This window comes from Paracoccus sanguinis (assembly GCF_012689545.1).
GTDB lineage: Bacteria > Pseudomonadota > Alphaproteobacteria > Rhodobacterales > Rhodobacteraceae > Paracoccus > Paracoccus panacisoli.
The window spans coordinates 2016574-2032449 of the sequence record NZ_CP051542.1 but is presented as its reverse complement, the minus strand read 5'-3'; the positions used below and the strand labels follow the sequence as shown (position 1 = coordinate 2032449).

The window sequence follows — 15876 nt, the reverse complement described above, 5'->3', positions numbered from 1 at the left end:
ACCAAATGCCAGTTGCCGAGTTGTCAACCGCAATGCCGGTTTGCAGCGGCGTCATGGAACTGACTGATTCGTGGCATTTCATGGGAATTGGACGGGCTTGCAGGTGCTGCATGGCGGACTTGCGGCCAAGGGGATAACGAATCGGTGCCTGTGAGCGCTAAAGCTCTGCGACACCCATTCAGGGCAAAGACAAGGGTCCGGCGACCCGGCCGCGGTTTCGCTGCGGCTCAGGACGGGAAGACTTCATGCGTGATTTCGTTGACGGTTCGGCATTCAATTTTGAACAGGGCCAGCGCGCCCGCAAGCTGTTCGCGGCCGTGGTGCTCGCGGCGCTCGACGACGCGATCGCGGATGACAAGAAATACGGCAACGGCGCCGAGCAGATCGCCCGCTGGGCCCGCTCGCGCGACGGGCGCGAGGTGCTGAGCTGCGCCGGGATCGACCCCAACGAGCGGGTGGTCAAGGGCCTCGTCGAGTTCGTCAGCAAGGGCGTGCGCACCTCGGTCGCACTGTCGCGCGAGGAAAGCGAGCGTCGCATGGCCGCCGAGGCCGAAGAGGCCGAGGCCGCCTGAGCCCTCCGTCAGACCTGACAGTTGCCAAGGGCCGCCCGTCCGGGCGGTCCTTTTAATTTTGGCCGCAGGCTGGCCCCGGACCCGTGCCCCCCGACCGGGCGGCGGCTCACTGGAAGAGATGCAGCACCAGCGGCGCGAGGATCGCGGTCAGCACCGCGTTCAACCCCATGCCGATCCCGGCGAATGCCCCCGCCGTCGCGTTGACCTGAAACGCCCGCGCCGTGCCGATCCCGTGCGCGGCGGTGCCCACGGCCAGCCCCCGCGCCCGCCAGTCCCGCACCCCGATCAGGTTCAGGAACGGCGTCACCACCATCGCCCCGAAGATGCCGGTGCACAGCACCAGCACCGCGGCCAGCGTCGGCTGCCCGCCCAGCCGCTCGGCGATGCCGATGGCGACCGGCGCGGTCGTGGACTTGGGCGCGAGCGAGGCGAGCACGTCCGGCGTCGTCCCGAGCGCGTGCGCGATCACCAGCGCCGAGACGACCGCCACCCCCGACCCCGCCAGCAGCCCCGCCGCAATCGGCAGCACCGCGCGGCGCATCCGCGGCAGGTTGTCATACATCGGCAGCGCCAGCGCCACGGTCGCCGGCCCGAGCATGAAATGCACGAACTGCGCACCCTCGAAATAGGTGCCGTAGTCGGTGCCGGTCAGCGTCAGCAGCGCCCCCAGCAGGATCACCGCGATCAGCACCGGGTTGGCCCAGCTCGCCCGCCCGGCGCGGCGGAAACAGGCGTCGCCCACCGCATAGGCGGCCAGCGTCGCGGTCAGCCACAGCAGCGGCTCGCGCGTCAGATAGACCCAGATCAGCGCCGGATCAGCCGTCATCGGTCTCTCCGGTCAGCCGCGCGACGAGGACGAAGGCCCTGGCCCCCGCCGCCAGCGCCAGCAGCGTCGAGCCGACGATCGCCGCCCCGAGCGCCAGCCCCTGCTCGCGCAGGATCGGCAGATGGGCGATTACGCCCACCCCGGCGGGGACGAAGAACAGCGACAGGTGGCCCAGAAGCCCGGTGATCACCGCCCGCAGACGCTCGGCGAGCCCCGGGACCAGCCGGAACGCGACGACCAGCCCGACCAGCCCGACCACCGGGCCGGGCAGCGGCAGCCCCAGCCCGCGCGAGATCACCTCGCCCACAAGCTGGAACCCGAGAACGATGGCAAGCGCGGGAACCATGCGCGCCAGCATCTGCCCCTTGATGCGGAAAGAAAAGCCGCGCCGCGAGGGCGTTTCGCCTGCCGGAAAGCCGCGACGGGTTGTGGATAACATCCCCACCAACCCCTACATCTTGCGCCCACCGTTGACTCACCGGCCCGCCCGCCCGACACTGGCCGGGACGAATCCCGCCCCGCGCCCAGGACCCCCGATGCGCTTCGACCGCCTGCGCCTCACCGGCTTCAAGAGCTTCGTGGACCCGACCGAGCTGGTCATCCGCGAGGGGCTGACCGGCATCGTCGGGCCGAACGGCTGCGGCAAGTCCAACCTGCTCGAGGCGCTGCGCTGGGTCATGGGCGAGAACCGCCCCACCGCCATGCGCGGCACGGGGATGGAGGACGTGATCTTCGCCGGCACCACCCGCCGCCCGGCCCGCGGCCAGGCCGAGGTGGCGCTGAGCATCGACAACCGCCAGCGCCTCGCCCCCGCCGGGTTCAACGACAGCGACGGGCTGGACATCTCGCGCCGCATCACCCGCGAGGCAGGGTCCGCCTACCGCATCAACGGCCGCGAGGTGCGGGCGCGCGACGTGCAGATGCTGTTCGCGGACGCCTCGACCGGGTCGCACTCGCCGGCGCTGGTGCGGCAGGGGCAGATTTCCGAGCTGATCAACGCCCGCCCCACCGCGCGGCGGCGGATCCTCGAGGAAGCGGCGGGCATCGGCGGGCTCTACCAGCGCCGCCACGAGGCCGAGCTGAAGCTGAACGGGGCGGCGCAGAACCTTTCCCGGGTGGACGACACGCTGGACCAGCTCGCCACCCAGGCGGCGGCGCTCGCCCGGCAGGCGCGCACCGCCGCGCGCTACCGCGAGATCGGCGCCAGCCTGCGCACGGCCGAGGGCGCGGCGCTGTGGCGGCGCTGGTCCGAGGCCGCCGCCGCGCACGCCGCCGCCGCCGCCGCGTTGGCTGCCGCCCGCAGCGCGGCCTCGGCCGCCGAGGCCGCCGCCCGCGCCGCCGCCGACGCCCGCACGCGCGCCGAGGCCGCGCTGCCGCCGCTGCGCGAGGAGGACTCGGTCGCCGCCGCCATCGCCGCCCGCGCCAGCGCCGAGGCCGAGGCGCTGGACGAGGCCGAGACCCGCGCCCGCACGGCCATCGAGACGCTGACCGCCCGCATCGCCCAGCTCGACCGCGACATCGACCGCGAGGCGGCGCTGAACCGCGACGCGGGCGAGGTGGTGGCGCGACTCGGGTGGGAAAAGGCCGAACTCGACCGCGCCCACGCCGGCCACGACGACCGGCTGGCCGCGGCCGCGGCGGCGGCGGCCGAGGCGGCGGCGGCGCTGGCCGAGGTTGAGGCCCGGCTCGGCGCGCTGACCGACGAATCGGCGCGGCTCGCCGCCCGCCACCAGTCGGCCGAGCGGCTGGCCGCCGACCTGACCGCCATGCGCGACCGCGCCGCCCGCGCCGAGGAGGGGGCCGCGACGACCCTCGCCAGCGCCGAGGCGACCTGTGCCGCAGCCGAGTCCGCGCTCGACACCGCCCGCCGCGCGCAGGAGGGGGCGACCGCCGCCGCCGCCGCCGCCGAGGCGCGGCTGACCGAGGCCGAGGCGGCCCGCGCCACCGCCGAGGCGACCGAGGCCACCGCCCGCACGGTCCGCGCCAGCGCCGAGGGCGAGGCCGGCGCGCTCGAGGCCGAACGCGCGGCCCTCGCCCGGCTGGTCGAACGCGGGCGCGGCGGCGGCGCGGCGCTCATCGACCAGATCGCCGTCGCGCCGGGCTATGAGCGGGCGCTCGGCGCCGCGCTTGGCGACGATCTGCGCCTGCCGGTGGCCGACAGCGGCGCCGGCTGGCGTGCCCTGCCCCCGGACGCGCCCCCCGACGCCCCGCCCGGCACCCAGCCCTTGGCCCCGCACGTCACCGCCCCGCCGGCGCTGGCCCGGCGGCTCACCCGCATCTTCCTCGCCCCCGACGCCGCCACCGCCGCCGCGCTGCAACCGGCGCTGGCGCCGGGCGACCGGCTGGTGACGCCGGCCGGCGACCTGATCCGCTGGGACGGGCTGGCGCTGCCGGCGGGCGAGGCCGCCTCGGCCGCGGCGCTGCATCTCGAGCAGGTGAACCGCCTCTCGGCGCTCAGCGCGCAGGCCGAGGCCGCCCGCGCCCGCGCCACCACCGCCATCGCCGCGCACGAGGACGCCCGCACCGCGGCCCGCAGCGCCGCCGCGGCCGAGACCGCCGCCCGCGATGCCGCCCGCGCCGCCGAGCGGGCGCTGGCCGAGGCCGCCCGCGCCGCCACCCGCGCCGAATCCGACCTCTCGCTCGGCCTCGGCCGGGCCGAGGGCGCGCGGGCCGAGCTGGCGCGCCACCGCGCCGACGCCGCCGACGCCGCCCAGCGGCTGGCCGAGGCCACCCGCGCGCTGACCGCCCTGCCCGACCGCGCCGCGGCGGCCGCCGCGGTCGAGCACGCCCGCACCGGGGTCGAGGCCGCCCGCATCGCCACCCTGTCGCGCCGGGGCGCGCAGGACGAGCTGAAGCGCGAGGGCGCGGCCCGAGTGAAGCGCCTGCAGGAGATCGCCAAGGAGGACTCGGATTGGCGCCTGCGGCTCGAGCAGGCCGGCACCCGCGCCGCCGAACTGGCCGCCCGCCGCACCGCCTCGGCCGCCGAGCTGGCCGAGGCCGAGGCCCAGCCCGCCCGTCTGACCGCGCGCCGCGCCGAGCTGGCCGAGCGCGTGGCGCTGGCCACCGCCCGCGTCTCCCGCGCCCGTTCGGCGCTTGCCGACGCCGACGCCGCGCTGATCGCCGCCACCACCGCCGAGCGCGACGCCGAGCGCGCCGCCTCGGACGCGCGCGAGACCCGCGCCGTGGCCGAAGCCCGCGTCGAGGCCGCACGCGAGACCGCCGCCCAGGCCACCGCGCGGATCACCGAGGACACCGGCGACACGCCTGAGGCGCTGGCCGAGGCTTTGGGCGACACCGCCGCCCTGCCCCCCGCCGCGGCGCTCGAGGCCGAGATCGCCCGGCTGCGCGCCGCCCGCGACGGGCTCGGCCCCGTCAACCTGCGCGCCGACGAGGACAAGCGCGCGCTCGAGGCCGAGCGCGCGGCGCTGGCGGCGGAAAAGGACGACCTGACCGCCGCTATCCACAAGCTGCGCGCCGCCATCGGCGGGCTGAACCGCGAGGGCCGGGCGCGGCTGCTGGCGGCCTTCGACACGGTGAACGCCAACTTTGCCACGCTCTTCACCCATCTCTTCGGCGGCGGCGAGGCGCGGCTGGTGCTGGTCGAATCCGACGACCCGCTCGAGGCCGGGCTCGAGATCCTCGCTCAGCCGCCGGGCAAGAAGCTGTCCACCCTCAGCCTGCTGTCGGGGGGCGAGCAGACGCTGACCGCGCTGGCGCTGATCTTCGCGGTGTTCCTTGCCGCCCCCGCCCCGATCTGCGTGCTGGACGAGGTGGACGCACCGCTCGACGACGCCAACGTGGGCCGGTTCTGCGACCTGCTGGACGAGATGACCCGGCGCACCGACACCCGCTTTCTGATCATCACCCACCACGCCGTCACCATGAGCCGGATGGACCGGCTGTTCGGGGTGACGATGGTGGAACAGGGGGTGAGCCAGCTCGTCAGCGTGGACCTGCGCAGGGCCGAGGCGCTGGTCGCCTGACCCGGCCGGTGGCGCTTGTGGCAGCGTGGGGAGCCTCCGGCGGGGATATTTGGGTCCAGCCCGAGGGGGGCCCGAGGGGGGGCGCGCGGCAATGGCATCCCGGGCGGCGGCTTGCTAGGCTCGCGCCAACCCCAACCGGAGGAGCCCGCGATGTCCATCGACGCCCGCCTGACCGAACTCGGCCTGACCCTGCCCGACGCGCCCGCGCCGGCGGCGAACTATGTGCCCCATGTCCAGTCGGGCAATCTGCTGTTCGTTTCGGGGCAGATCTCCGCGGGCCCGGACGGGCTGATCCGCGGACGGCTGGGCGCGGACATGGACGTGGCCGCGGGCGCGGCGGCCGCGCGGGCCTGCGGGCTGGCGCTGCTGGCGCAGGCGCGGGCGGCGGCGGGATCGCTCGACCGGATCGCGCGGGTGGTGAAGCTGACCGGCTTCGTCGCCTCGACGCCTGAGTTCACCGACCAGCCCGAGGTCATCAACGGCTGCTCGGACCTGATGGTCGAGGTCTTCGGCGACCGCGGCCGCCACGCCCGCGCCGCCGTCTCGGCCGCGGCGCTGCCGCGCGGGGTCGCCGTCGAGATCGAGGCGATCTTCGAGCTGGCCTGATGCTGCACCCCGACTTCCTCACCCGCCCGCTCGCCCATCGCGGGCTGCACGGGCCGGGCGTGCCCGAGAATTCGCTGGCCGCCTTTCGCGCCGCCATCGCTGGCGGCTGGGGGATCGAGCTCGACGTCCAGCCCGCCGAGGACGGCACGCCGCTGGTGTTTCACGACTACGACCTGACCCGGCTGACCGGCGACGGCGGCGTGGTCGCGGCACTCTCGGTCGCCGAGGCGGCGGGGCGGCGGCTTCTGGGCACGGCCGAGGGCATCCCGACGCTCGAGGCGGTGCTGGCGCTGGTCGCGGGCCGGGTGCCGGTGCTGATCGAGATCAAGGACCAGTCCGGCGATCTCGGCCCCGACATGGGCGAGCTGCCGCTGGCCGTGGCGGCGCTGGCGGCGGACTATGCGGGGCCGCTGGCGGTCATGTCCTTCAACCCCCACGCCGCCGAGATGGTCCACCGCGCCGCCCCCGGCGTGGCCGTCGGGCTGACGAGCTGCGCCTTTCCCGCCGACGACTGGCCGGGCGTGCCGGCTGGACGGCGGGCGGCGCTGGCGCGGCTCGAGGATTTCGACCGGGCGGGCGCGTGTTTCGTCTCGCACGACCGCACGGACCTTGCGAACCCGGCCGTGACCGCGCTGTCGGCGCGCGGGGTGCCGGTGCTCTGCTGGACCGTCCGCTCGGCCGAGCAGGAACAGGCGGCGCGTCGCGTCGCCGGCAACATCACATTCGAGGGCTATACCCCATGCGCACCCTGATCACCGGCGGCACCCGTGGCATCGGCCGGGCCACGGCGCTTGACTGCGCCGCCCGCGGCTGGCCGGTCGCGCTCGGCTACCGCGGCAACGCCGCGGCGGCCGAGGCGACGCTGGACGCGGTCCGGGCCGCGGGCGGCACCGGCGCGGCGTTCGCCGCCGACGTGGCCGACGCGGGCGAGGTCGCGCGGCTCTTCGACCAGGCCACGGCCGCGATGGGCGGGCTCGACGCGGTGGTGGTCAACGCCGGCATCGTCTTCCCGGTGATGCCGCTGGCCGAGATGGACCCCGACCGGATCGCCCGCATGGTGCAGGTGAACCTGACCGGCGCGCTCTACCAGGCGCGCGAGGCGGCGCGGCGGCTGCCCGAGGGCGGCACGATCGTCTTCGTCTCGTCGGTGGCGGCACGGCTCGGCTCGGCCGGGAAATACGTCGACTACGCTGCGACCAAGGGCGGGGTGGACACGCTGACCATCGGGCTTTCGCAGGAGCTCGCCCCGCGCCGCATCCGCGTCAACGGCGTCCGCCCCGGCATCATCGACACCGAGATCCACGCCGACGGGGGCGAGCCCGACCGCGTGGCCCAGGTCGGCGCCCGCCTGCCCTTCGGCCGCGCCGGTCAGGCCGAGGAGGTCGCGGCCGCGATCACCTGGCTGATCTCGGACGCGGCGAGCTATGTCTCGGGGGCGATCCTCGACGTGGCGGGGGCGCGCTGAGCCTCAGCCCGCGGCGGTGTCGAGCCCTGCGGCCAGCACCGCGTGCAGGGCCACGGGGTCGTCGTTGGCGCGTAGCTTGGCGCGCAGTTCCGGGTCGCGCAGCGTGCGGCTGACCAGCGCCAGCGCCTTGAGATGCTCGACCCCCGGGCTTTCGGGGGCGAGCAGCGCAAACACCAGATCGACGGGCTGGCGGTCCACCGCGTCGAAGTCGAGCGGCTTTTCCAGCCGCAGGAACAGCCCCGCCACCCGCTCGAGCCCGGCGATCCGCGCGTGCGGCAGCGCCACGCCCTGCCCGACGCCGGTCGCCCCCAGGCTCTCGCGTTCCTGCAGCGCGTCGAGCGTCTGCGGCGCGCTCACCCCGTAGGCCTGCGCGGCCATGTCGGCGAGGTCGTGGAACAGCCGCTTCTTCGAGGTCGCCTGCGCCTGCGACCGGACCGCCGCGGTGGAAAGAATGTCAGCGATCCGCATCGGTCAACGCCTGCCTCGTGTCGTCCGGCCCATCCGCCGGACCGTCATCCGCGGCGGTCTAGCATCGCAGCGCCCTGCTGCGCCAGCCGCCCCTGCGCCGCGGGCGGCGCGGCGGGGGACGATGCCGCCCCCGCCGCGCCCCCTTACGCGCCGTCAGGCGAGGTTGCGGGGGTCGATCCAGCCCACGTTGCCGTCGTCGCGGCGGTGGACCACGTTCACCCCGCCGTGCTTCTCGTTGCGGAAGACCAGCATCGGCGCGCCCGCCAGCTCCATCTGCATGACCGCGTCGCCGACCGAGAGGGTGGGCACCCTGAGCTCGGTCTCGGCCACGATCAGCGGCTGCAGCCCGTCCTCGGCCTGATCCTCCCAGGCGTCCTCGTCGGCGGAGAGGACGTAGCTCGGGGCGGCGGCGAAGACGACCGGCTCGGTCCGGTCCTTGTGGTGGTCCTTGAGCCGGCGCTTGTAGCGGCGCAGCTGCTTGTCCATCTTCTCGCGGCACTTCTCGAAGGCCGCGTAGATGTTGTCGGGGTCGGCGGCGCGGGCCTGCACCGTCAACCCGGTCGAGAGATGCACGACCCCGTCGCAGGCGAGGTTGTGGGCGTCACGCGAAAAGATGACCGTGGCGTCGGTGGGCCGCTGCTGGTATTTCTCGAACACCTCCTCCAGCTCGGCCTTGACGTGGGTCATGAGCGCTTCGCCCACGTCGATCTGTTTGCCACTGATCTGATAACGCATGAGTTTTTCCTTTCGGGTTCCCGAATGGCGACCGGCGGCGGCCGGCCGTCGGAGGCGCGGGGAAATACCCGCCCCCTTCCTTCATTTGGGGACAGCCCCGGGATCAAGTCAACGCCCGGCAGGAAACCGCCGGCGCGGAGGCGGGTCGGAACCCCGCCGCGCGGCGGGCGGTTTTTCCCCTGATGCGACGGGGTCCGCCCGTCCCGGCGCCGGCCCCCTTTGGGGCGCGCGCCAAGCTGCCACGCCGCGGGGATGCGCCGCCCCCGCCCGCCACGACAGGAGTTTCTCGGATGATCCCCTTCGCGCCGAACCGCCGCCAGCTCACGCCCCGCCAGCCCGCCCGGCTGGCGCTGCCTTTGCTGCTGTCGGGCCTGCTGCTGCCCGTCCTCGCCGGCGCGCAGACCGCCATGCCGGGGGCTGCCGCGGGTGAGACCGCGCCGCCCGCCGTGACCCTCCCGGCCCCGGCCCAGGGCGGAAACGCGGTCTCCGGTGCGGCCGCAACCCCTGGACCCGAGGCATCCGCCGCGACGACCGACACGCCTGCGACCGAGGCGCCCGCGGCCGACGCGACGGCCCCGGCCACTTCGACCGAACCGGCCACGGACGGCACCCCGCCCGCCACGGCCGACGCGACCGCTCCAGAGGCTGCCGCCGACGCCGCCGCCGCAACGCCGACCACCGGGCCCACCGCCGCGACCTGCCCCGCCCTCGGCGTCATCGACGCCCAGCAGGCGCAGATCGACAAGGTGCTCGGCCTCGCAAAGGACGGGCTCGTGCCCGACCAGGCGGTGACGACACTCTACGCCAACCTCGCCCGCGATGCCGATGCGGCGATGAAGGATACGCCCTTCGACGCCGCCTGCTACCGTGCCATCGGCAGCCGCGCCGACCAGCTCGATGAGGCCGACGGCCCCGACCGCACCGAGGCGCGGCTGCTGCACGACCGGGTGACCGCGGCGGTGCGCCGCCAGTGCGAGGCGGTGACCGACGCCGCGGGCCTGACCGCCTGCGTTACCGACGTGACCGACGGGCTCGGCCACGGCTTCACCGCGCAGACCGTGACCGCGATGATGTCGGCCCTGCCGCTGCGCGACGTCACGCTGACGGACGAGGAAAGCCGCGCGTTCCTGACGCTGCTGAAGGAGAAGGCCGAGGCCGGTGCGATCCCGGACGGGCAGCGCGCCGACGCCACGCGCAAGCTGCTGGGGCTCTGATCGGGCCTCCGCCCGCCGGGGCGTCACGGCGCGTGCGCAACGGCGCCCGCGTTCCCCCGCGTCAGCCCATCGAGAAGCCTTCGCCCAGATAGACCTCGCGCACCCGCGGGTCGGCCACAATTTCGGAGGTGGTGCCCGACATCAGCACCGCGCCGTCGTGCAGGATATAGGCCCGGTCCACGATCCCCAGCGTCTCGCGGACGTTGTGATCGGTGATCAGCACCCCGATCCCGCGGGTCTTGAGGTCGTGCACCAGCCCCCGGATCTCGCCCACGGCGATCGGGTCGACCCCGGCGAAGGGCTCGTCCAGCAGCAGGAAGGCGGGGTCCGCGGCGAGGCAGCGGGCGATCTCGACCCGCCGCCGCTCACCGCCCGAGAGCGCCAGCGCGGGCGCCTGCCGCAGATGCCCGATCGAGAAATCCCCGAGCAGCTCCTCGAGCCGGTCGCGGCGGCGGTGCCGGTCCGGCATCGCCACCTCGAGCACGGCGAGGATGTTCTGCTCGACCGTCAGGCCGCGAAAGATCGACATCTCCTGCGGCAGGTAGCCGATCCCGAGTTGCGCGCGCCGGAACATCGGCAGCGCCGAGGCGTCGCGCCCGTCGATCAGCACCCGTCCCGCGTCGGGCATCACCAGCCCGGCGATGCAGTAGAAGCAGGTCGTCTTGCCCGAGCCGTTCGGCCCCAGCAGCGCCACCACCTCGCCCCGCGCCAGCCGCAGCGACACGTCGCGGATCACCGGCTTGTTGCGATAGGACTTGCGCAGCCCCTCGACGTCGAGCCCGTCCTGCCGCCCGTCGCGGGGCGATGCCTCGGTGCGGGGGGTCATCCGCGCGCCCGACTGCGCGTCCCGCGGCGCCAGCGTCGCACCCTGCATCAGTTGCCGCCGGGTTGCAGGACCGAGCGGACGCGGCCCGCGACATTCGCGGTGCCGTCGGTCAGGTTGACCTCGATCCGGTCGCCGGCGAGCACGCTCTGGCCCTGGGTCACGATGGCGTTGCCGGTCAGCACGATGTTGCCCGAGGGGACGTCATAGACCGCCTCGGCGGCCTCGGCGGCGTCGGGGCCGTTGACGAGCGTGACCTTGCCCTTGGCGTTCAGCGACTGGATCTTCTGCTGCCCGCCCGCCGCATAGGTCACCGTGACCGTCTCGGCCGACAGCCGCATCTCGCCCTGCCCGATCAGCACGTTGCCGGCAAAGGTGGCCTGCCCGGTGGACTGGTCCACGCGCAGGCTGTCGGCCGTGACCTCGACGGGGGCCGAGGTGTCGGCCTTGATGCCGCCGAAGGCCACCGTCTGGGCGGCTGCGGGCAGCGCGCCGAGGGTGGCGGCCAGCACGACGCCGAGCAGCGAGGCACGACGGGAAACGAGGGCGCGGCGGGGCAGGACTGGCAACATTCGTGTCTCCCGAAGCCCCGGGGTGCGGCGGCCTGCGCGGGCGGGACGCTCGCACGGGCGCGCGCAGGCGGGGTCAGGGGCGGTATAGCAGACGCACGCCCCGGTTCAATTCAAGAACCTGTCGGCCCTGCGGGTCGGCGGCATAGACCATCCCGCCCGCGGTCAGATCGCCGAAGGGCGCGGTCACGGCCACGCCCTCGTCGGCCACCACCCGGCTGGTGCCGGTGTCGGCGGCGATCCGCGGCGCGGTCAGCCGCCAGCCCGAGGACAGCGCCATGTCCACGTCGCCCGACAGCGTGATCGCCTGTCCGTCCTGCGCGGCCTCGGCGGCGGTCACCCGCGCCTCGACCCCGTCCCGCGCCCGCCAGTCCAGCGCCACCTGCTGCGCCCGCCCGTCCGAGCCCGAGGGGTCGGCGCGCGCGGCCGTCACCGTGACCGTCGCCCCGTCAGGGGTGACGGTCGAATACTCCGGCGCGGTGATGCCGGGACTGCGCGCGAGATCCTCGATCCGGCCCTCGGCATAGGGGATGCGCGCCTCGGGGTCGGGCGAGCGGCCGAGCAGGAACAGCACCGACAGGATCGCCAGCGCCACCAGCGGCAGGATCACCCGCAGCCAGCGGACGATCCGGGTGCGGCGGCCCAGCGCGCCGGGCATCTCAGACCATCCCGGCGCGCAGGCAGTCGTGGATGTGCAGGATGCCGGCCGGGCGGCCGTCCTCCTCGACCGCGAAGAGGCAGGTGATCTTGCGCGCCTGCATCTCGGCCAGCGCCGCCTCGGCCAGCGCGCCGGGGGCGATGGTGCGCGGCGCGCGGGTCATCACCTCGGCCGCGGAATGGGTCAGCAGCCCGTCCATGTGCCGCCGCAGGTCGCCGTCGGTGATGATCCCCGTCAGCCGCCCGTCCGGGCCGGTCACCCCGGTGACGCCGAAGCCGCGGGCGCTGATCGTCAGCAGCGCCTCGGCCATCGGCGCCGCTTCGGGGACCAGCGGCATGTCGTCGTGCATCAGGTCGCCCACCCGCGCCAGCCGCGCCCCCAGCTTGCCGCCGGGGTGGAAGTTGCGGAAATGCTCGGGCGTGAACTTGCGGTGCGCCATCAGCGCCACGGCGAGCGCGTCGCCCAGCGCCAGCGTCATGGTGGTCGAGGTGGTGGGCACGATGCCGGTGCCGCAGGCCTCCTCGGCCGCGGGCAGCAGCAGCGCCACGTCCGACTGGCGCAGCAGGGTCGAGCCGTCGCGCCCGGCGACCCCGATCAGCGGGATCTGGAAGCGGCGGGTGTGGGCCACGATGTCGGCGATCTCGGGCGTCTCGCCCGAGTTCGACAGCACCAGCACCACGTCGCCGCGCGTCACCATCCCCAGGTCGCCGTGGCTCGCCTCGGCGGGGTGGACGAACTGCGCCGGCGTCCCGGTCGAGGCGAGCGTCGCCGCGATCTTGCGCCCGACGTGGCCCGACTTGCCCATGCCCGAGACGACCACCCGGCCGGTGGCATCGAGGATCAGCCGCAGCGCCGCGTCGAAGGGCGCGGCCAGCGGGCCGGTCAGCGCCGCCTCGAGGGCGGCGAGCCCGGCGGCCTCGGTGCGGATCACCCGGCGGGCGGTATCGAGATGCGTTTCCATCGGCCTGATCTAGTGATGGAAGATGTCGCGTTCATCCCCCCAGCCCAGCAGGTCCAGCCGCGCCCGGGTGGGAAGGAAGTCGAAACAGGCCTGCGCCAGCTCGCTGCGCCCCTCGCGCGCCAGCCGCGCCTCGAGCGCGGCCTTGAGCGGGTGCAGGTGCAGCACGTCCGACGCGGCATAGTCGAGCTGCGCCTGCGTCAGCACCTCGGCGCCCCAGTCGCTCGTCTGCTGCTGCTTGCTGACATCGACGCCCACGAGGTCATTGAGCAGGTATTTCAGCCCGTGCCGGTCGGTGAAGGTCCGCACCAGCTTGGACGCGACCTTGGTGCACCACACCGGCGCGGTCGAGACGCCGAACGCACGCTCGAGCGCCGCGATGTCGAAGCGGGCGAAGTGAAAGAGCTTGAGCACCGCCGGATCGGCCAGCATCCGGGTCAGGTTCGGCGCCTCGGTCTGCCCTTGCGCGATCTGCACCAGATGCGCGTCCCCGTCGCCGCCGCTCATCTGCACGAGGCACAGCCGGTCGCGCCGCGGGTCGAGGCCCATCGTCTCGGTGTCGATGGCCACCACCGGCCCGAGGTCGAGCCCGTCCGGCAGGTCGCGGTGATAGAGATGGATGGTCATGGGGGCGTCCCTCGCAGCGCTCAAGCCCCGCGTTTGCCCCCGCGCAAGCCCCGCGTCAACTCGGGCGCGCCGCCGGGGCCCCGGCATGGGCAGGGCGCCGCCGGGCCGGGGTATCGGGGGCGGAAGGACGCGGGGACGCGTCCTTCCGGCCAAGCCACCCTGCGACGCGCCCCCTCAGCCCCCGGTGCCGCTGCCGCCGGTGGCGGCGTAGCACTCGCCGGTGATGTAGCTGGCCTCGTCCGAGGCGAGCAGCACGTAGATCGGCGCGATCTCGACCGGCTGGCCGGGGCGGCCCAGCGGGCTGTCGGCGCCGAACTCGGGCAGCTTCTCCTTGAACTGCCCGCCCGAGACCTGCAGCGCGGTCCAGAACGGCCCCGGCGCCACGGCGTTCACGCGGATGCCCTTGGGGGCGAGCTGCTTGGCCAGCGCCTGCGCAAAGGCCCGGTTGGCGGCCTTGGTCTGGGCATAGTCGAAGAGATGCGCCGAGGGCGAGAACGCCTGCACCGACGAGGTGATGATGATCGAGGCCCCGCGCTTCAGCGACGGCAGCACCTGCTGGGTCATCCAGAACGGCGCGTAGATGTTGGTCTTGATCGTGGCGTCGAACGCGTCCGAGGTGATGTCGGCGATCGACTCCTCCGCCTGCTGGCGGCCGGCGTTCAGGACCAGCACCTCGAGCCCGCCGAGCCCCTTTACCGCGTCGTCGACCACCTTGCGGGCGGCGGTTTCGTCGCGGAGGTCAGCAGGCAGGGCCAGTGCCTTGCGCCCCTCGGCCTCGATCAGGGCGATGACGGATTGCGCGTCGGACTCCTCGTCGGGGTGATAGCTGATCGCCACGTCCGCGCCCTCGCGCGCAAAGGCGATCGCCGCGGCCCGGCCGATGCCGCTGTCGGCGCCGGTGAGCAGCGCCCGCTTGCCGGTCAGGCGGCCGTGACCCTTGTAGCTCGTCTCGCCGTGGTCGGGCAGCGGGTCCATCTTCTCGACCAGCCCCGGCCAGGGCTGCTGGTCGTCGGAATAGGGGTTGAGCGGCAGCCGCGGGTCGCGGATCGCGCCCGAGCGATGCGGCGGCAGGACGGGCTTTGCGTCGTCAGAGGACATGGCGGCGATCCTTTCGCGGTGGGTCGGTTGCGCCGGGCCAACGCCCCTGCCCCGGCCCCGTTCCGCAGGCCAACCTTTGTCAGGCGCGCCTCAGTCCACCCGCGGCGGCGGCGGGGTGGCGGGGGTGCGGCGGCGGCGGATCGCGGCGCGGTACTCGGCGTCGAAGTAGCGCACCACCACCCCCAGCGCCGCCGCCAGCGGCACCGCGAGCAGCAGCCCGGCAAAGCCGAAGAGCGCGCCGCCCACCGCGAGCGCCAGCAGCAGCCCCACCGGGTGCAGCTTGACGCTGTCGCCGACGATCCGGGGGGTGACGATGTTGCCCTCGATCAGCTGGCCGAGGACGAACACCACCGCGACCCCGGCGACCCGCCACCAGTCGCCCCAGAACTGCACCACCGCCACCCCGGTGGCCAGCAGGAACCCCGAGAACGAGCCGAGATAGGGGATGAAGTTCAGCACCCCCGAGGTGATGCCGATCAGAAGCCCGTAGTTCAGCCCCATCGCCATAAGCACCGTGGAATAGAACGTGGCCAGCAGCGCCCCCACGATCATCTGCCCGCGCACGAAGCCGGTCAGCACGTCGTCGATGTCGCGGGCAATGCGGCGGATGGTCGGCGCCCGCTCGGGCGGCAGGCGGCGGTTGACCCCGGCCACCAGCCGGTCCCAGTCATAGAGCAGATAGATCGCCACCGCCGGCGTCGCGATGAAGACGAAGATCGTCCCCACCGCGCTGATGACAGTGGACAGCGTCCCGCCCAGCATCCCCAGCGCTGTCTGGCGCAGCCGCTCGAACGCGTCGGTGATGATGATCCTGAGGAAGCTGCCGTCCTCCATCAGCTCGGGGAAGCGCTCGTTCAGCAGATCGAAGCCCATCCGAACCGTGTGCGGCAGCGCCTCGACCGCCTGGCGCAGCTGGATGAGCAGCGCGGGCAAGAGCCACAGCGCGGCCGCCGCCAACGCCGCGAAGATGGTCAGCGCGATCACCCCCACCGCCCAGCGCCGGCCGAAGCCCAGCCGCTCGAGCCGGTCGGCCACGGGGTCGAGGAAATAGGCGATGGCGGTGCCCAGCACGAAGGGGGTCAGCACGCCGCTGACCCGGCTGACCAGCCAGACGAGAAGGGCGATCCCGAGGATCGCCCAGATCGTGCGCGGCCTGACCATCACCAGCATCTGACGCCCCCTCGGATCGGCGGAACGCTAGCCCAGCGCCTCGGGCCGGGCAACGGGGGACCGGGGGGGACCGGGGCCGTCCGGGGTCACCCCCGACCGGCCCG

At 74.2% G+C, this 15876-nt stretch carries 17 protein-coding genes; 6 read left to right on the top strand and 11 right to left on the bottom strand.

Going from position 1 to position 15876, the window contains the following annotated elements:
* Positions 1-245: 245 nt before the first annotated feature.
* Positions 246-572, top strand: a complete 327-nt coding sequence (locus HGN31_RS09740; protein WP_036704285.1) for a DUF6280 family protein — start codon at positions 246-248, stop codon at positions 570-572.
* A gap of 106 nt (positions 573-678) precedes the next feature.
* Here the strand turns inward: HGN31_RS09740 and HGN31_RS09735 are convergent, their stop codons facing one another.
* Together HGN31_RS09735 and HGN31_RS09730 are read right to left on the bottom strand one after the other, a co-directional pair.
* Positions 679-1398: an LrgB family protein gene (locus HGN31_RS09735; protein WP_036712591.1), complete on the bottom strand. Its 720-nt coding sequence runs from the start codon at positions 1396-1398 to the stop codon at positions 679-681.
* The gene (locus HGN31_RS09730) at positions 1388-1756 is read right to left on the bottom strand and encodes a CidA/LrgA family protein (RefSeq protein WP_342355763.1); all 369 of its coding nucleotides are present in this window, start codon (positions 1754-1756) and stop codon (positions 1388-1390) included. Before HGN31_RS09730 ends, HGN31_RS09735 begins: the two co-directional genes overlap by 11 nt.
* 178 nt (positions 1757-1934) lie before the next feature.
* Here HGN31_RS09730 and HGN31_RS09725 point away from each other — a divergent pair, with 178 nt between their 5' ends.
* The 4 genes from HGN31_RS09725 (at position 1935) to HGN31_RS09710 (ending at position 7452) form a co-directional block, all read left to right on the top strand.
* Entirely contained in the window at positions 1935-5381 is a 3447-nt protein-coding gene (locus tag HGN31_RS09725; protein ID WP_168783049.1) for a chromosome segregation SMC family protein, read from the top strand.
* 150 nt (positions 5382-5531) lie between these two features.
* Positions 5532-5987, top strand: coding sequence for a RidA family protein (locus HGN31_RS09720; protein ID WP_168783048.1), 456 nt, complete (start codon positions 5532-5534; stop codon positions 5985-5987).
* Complete coding sequence (locus HGN31_RS09715; protein WP_168783047.1) at positions 5987-6739, top strand: glycerophosphodiester phosphodiesterase family protein; 753 nt, start codon at positions 5987-5989, stop codon at positions 6737-6739. The genes HGN31_RS09720 and HGN31_RS09715 overlap by 1 nt, the downstream gene beginning before the upstream one ends.
* On the top strand, positions 6727-7452 hold the full coding sequence (locus tag HGN31_RS09710; protein WP_168783046.1) for an SDR family oxidoreductase: 726 nt from the start codon (positions 6727-6729) through the stop codon (positions 7450-7452). Before HGN31_RS09715 ends, HGN31_RS09710 begins: the two co-directional genes overlap by 13 nt.
* A gap of 3 nt (positions 7453-7455) precedes the next feature.
* Here the strand turns inward: HGN31_RS09710 and HGN31_RS09705 are convergent, their stop codons facing one another.
* Complete coding sequence (locus HGN31_RS09705; protein ID WP_036709739.1) at positions 7456-7920, bottom strand: PTS sugar transporter subunit IIA; 465 nt, start codon at positions 7918-7920, stop codon at positions 7456-7458.
* A gap of 153 nt (positions 7921-8073) precedes the next feature.
* Entirely contained in the window at positions 8074-8655 is a 582-nt protein-coding gene (gene hpf, locus HGN31_RS09700; protein WP_036704273.1) for a ribosome hibernation-promoting factor, HPF/YfiA family, read from the bottom strand.
* A 290-nt stretch (positions 8656-8945) separates the two neighbouring features.
* Between hpf and HGN31_RS09695 the strand changes: the two genes are divergently transcribed.
* A complete protein-coding gene (locus tag HGN31_RS09695) occupies positions 8946-9869 on the top strand; it encodes a hypothetical protein (protein ID WP_168783045.1) in 924 nt (307 codons plus the stop codon).
* Positions 9870-9930: 61 nt separating this feature from the next.
* Here HGN31_RS09695 and lptB read toward each other — a convergent pair whose 3' ends face one another.
* The 7 genes from lptB to HGN31_RS09660 all read right to left on the bottom strand — a co-directional run bounded on the left by lptB (position 9931) and on the right by HGN31_RS09660 (position 15772).
* A complete protein-coding gene (lptB, locus tag HGN31_RS09690; RefSeq protein ID WP_168783895.1) occupies positions 9931-10695 on the bottom strand; it encodes an LPS export ABC transporter ATP-binding protein in 765 nt (254 codons plus the stop codon).
* Positions 10696-10742: 47 nt separating this feature from the next.
* Positions 10743-11264 carry a lipopolysaccharide transport periplasmic protein LptA gene (gene lptA, locus HGN31_RS09685; protein ID WP_168783044.1) on the bottom strand — a complete coding sequence of 174 codons (522 nt, stop codon included), beginning with the start codon at positions 11262-11264 and terminating at the stop codon, positions 10743-10745.
* Between the two features lie 73 nt (positions 11265-11337).
* Positions 11338-11919, bottom strand: coding sequence for a hypothetical protein (locus HGN31_RS09680; protein WP_168783043.1), 582 nt, complete (start codon positions 11917-11919; stop codon positions 11338-11340).
* A gap of 1 nt (position 11920) precedes the next feature.
* Entirely contained in the window at positions 11921-12880 is a 960-nt protein-coding gene (locus HGN31_RS09675) for a KpsF/GutQ family sugar-phosphate isomerase (RefSeq protein ID WP_036705127.1), read from the bottom strand.
* 9 nt (positions 12881-12889) lie between these two features.
* Entirely contained in the window at positions 12890-13504 is a 615-nt protein-coding gene (locus tag HGN31_RS09670; protein WP_036705129.1) for a ribonuclease D, read from the bottom strand.
* A 174-nt stretch (positions 13505-13678) separates the two neighbouring features.
* Complete coding sequence (locus tag HGN31_RS09665) at positions 13679-14602, bottom strand: SDR family oxidoreductase (protein ID WP_168783042.1); 924 nt, start codon at positions 14600-14602, stop codon at positions 13679-13681.
* Between the two features lie 90 nt (positions 14603-14692).
* Positions 14693-15772: an AI-2E family transporter gene (locus HGN31_RS09660; protein ID WP_052513036.1), complete on the bottom strand. Its 1080-nt coding sequence runs from the start codon at positions 15770-15772 to the stop codon at positions 14693-14695.
* Positions 15773-15876 lie beyond the last annotated feature (104 nt).

What these genes read in the sequence shown, in the direction of transcription:
- HGN31_RS09740 (WP_036704285.1), top strand. Translation starts at nt 246, where the DNA reads ATGCGTGATTTCGTTGACGGTTCGGCATTCAATTTTGAACAGGGCCAG.
- HGN31_RS09735 (WP_036712591.1), bottom strand. Translation starts at nt 1,398, where the DNA reads ATGACGGCTGATCCGGCGCTGATCTGGGTCTATCTGACGCGCGAGCCG.
- HGN31_RS09730 (WP_342355763.1), bottom strand. Translation starts at nt 1,756, where the DNA reads ATGCTGGCGCGCATGGTTCCCGCGCTTGCCATCGTTCTCGGGTTCCAG.
- HGN31_RS09725 (WP_168783049.1), top strand. Translation starts at nt 1,935, where the DNA reads ATGCGCTTCGACCGCCTGCGCCTCACCGGCTTCAAGAGCTTCGTGGAC.
- HGN31_RS09720 (WP_168783048.1), top strand. Translation starts at nt 5,532, where the DNA reads ATGTCCATCGACGCCCGCCTGACCGAACTCGGCCTGACCCTGCCCGAC.
- HGN31_RS09715 (WP_168783047.1), top strand. Translation starts at nt 5,987, where the DNA reads ATGCTGCACCCCGACTTCCTCACCCGCCCGCTCGCCCATCGCGGGCTG.
- HGN31_RS09710 (WP_168783046.1), top strand. Translation starts at nt 6,727, where the DNA reads ATGCGCACCCTGATCACCGGCGGCACCCGTGGCATCGGCCGGGCCACG.
- HGN31_RS09705 (WP_036709739.1), bottom strand. Translation starts at nt 7,920, where the DNA reads ATGCGGATCGCTGACATTCTTTCCACCGCGGCGGTCCGGTCGCAGGCG.
- hpf (WP_036704273.1), bottom strand. Translation starts at nt 8,655, where the DNA reads ATGCGTTATCAGATCAGTGGCAAACAGATCGACGTGGGCGAAGCGCTC.
- HGN31_RS09695 (WP_168783045.1), top strand. Translation starts at nt 8,946, where the DNA reads ATGATCCCCTTCGCGCCGAACCGCCGCCAGCTCACGCCCCGCCAGCCC.
- lptB (WP_168783895.1), bottom strand. Translation starts at nt 10,695, where the DNA reads ATGACCCCCCGCACCGAGGCATCGCCCCGCGACGGGCGGCAGGACGGG.
- lptA (WP_168783044.1), bottom strand. Translation starts at nt 11,264, where the DNA reads ATGTTGCCAGTCCTGCCCCGCCGCGCCCTCGTTTCCCGTCGTGCCTCG.
- HGN31_RS09680 (WP_168783043.1), bottom strand. Translation starts at nt 11,919, where the DNA reads ATGCCCGGCGCGCTGGGCCGCCGCACCCGGATCGTCCGCTGGCTGCGG.
- HGN31_RS09675 (WP_036705127.1), bottom strand. Translation starts at nt 12,880, where the DNA reads ATGGAAACGCATCTCGATACCGCCCGCCGGGTGATCCGCACCGAGGCC.
- HGN31_RS09670 (WP_036705129.1), bottom strand. Translation starts at nt 13,504, where the DNA reads ATGACCATCCATCTCTATCACCGCGACCTGCCGGACGGGCTCGACCTC.
- HGN31_RS09665 (WP_168783042.1), bottom strand. Translation starts at nt 14,602, where the DNA reads ATGTCCTCTGACGACGCAAAGCCCGTCCTGCCGCCGCATCGCTCGGGC.
- HGN31_RS09660 (WP_052513036.1), bottom strand. Translation starts at nt 15,772, where the DNA reads ATGCTGGTGATGGTCAGGCCGCGCACGATCTGGGCGATCCTCGGGATC.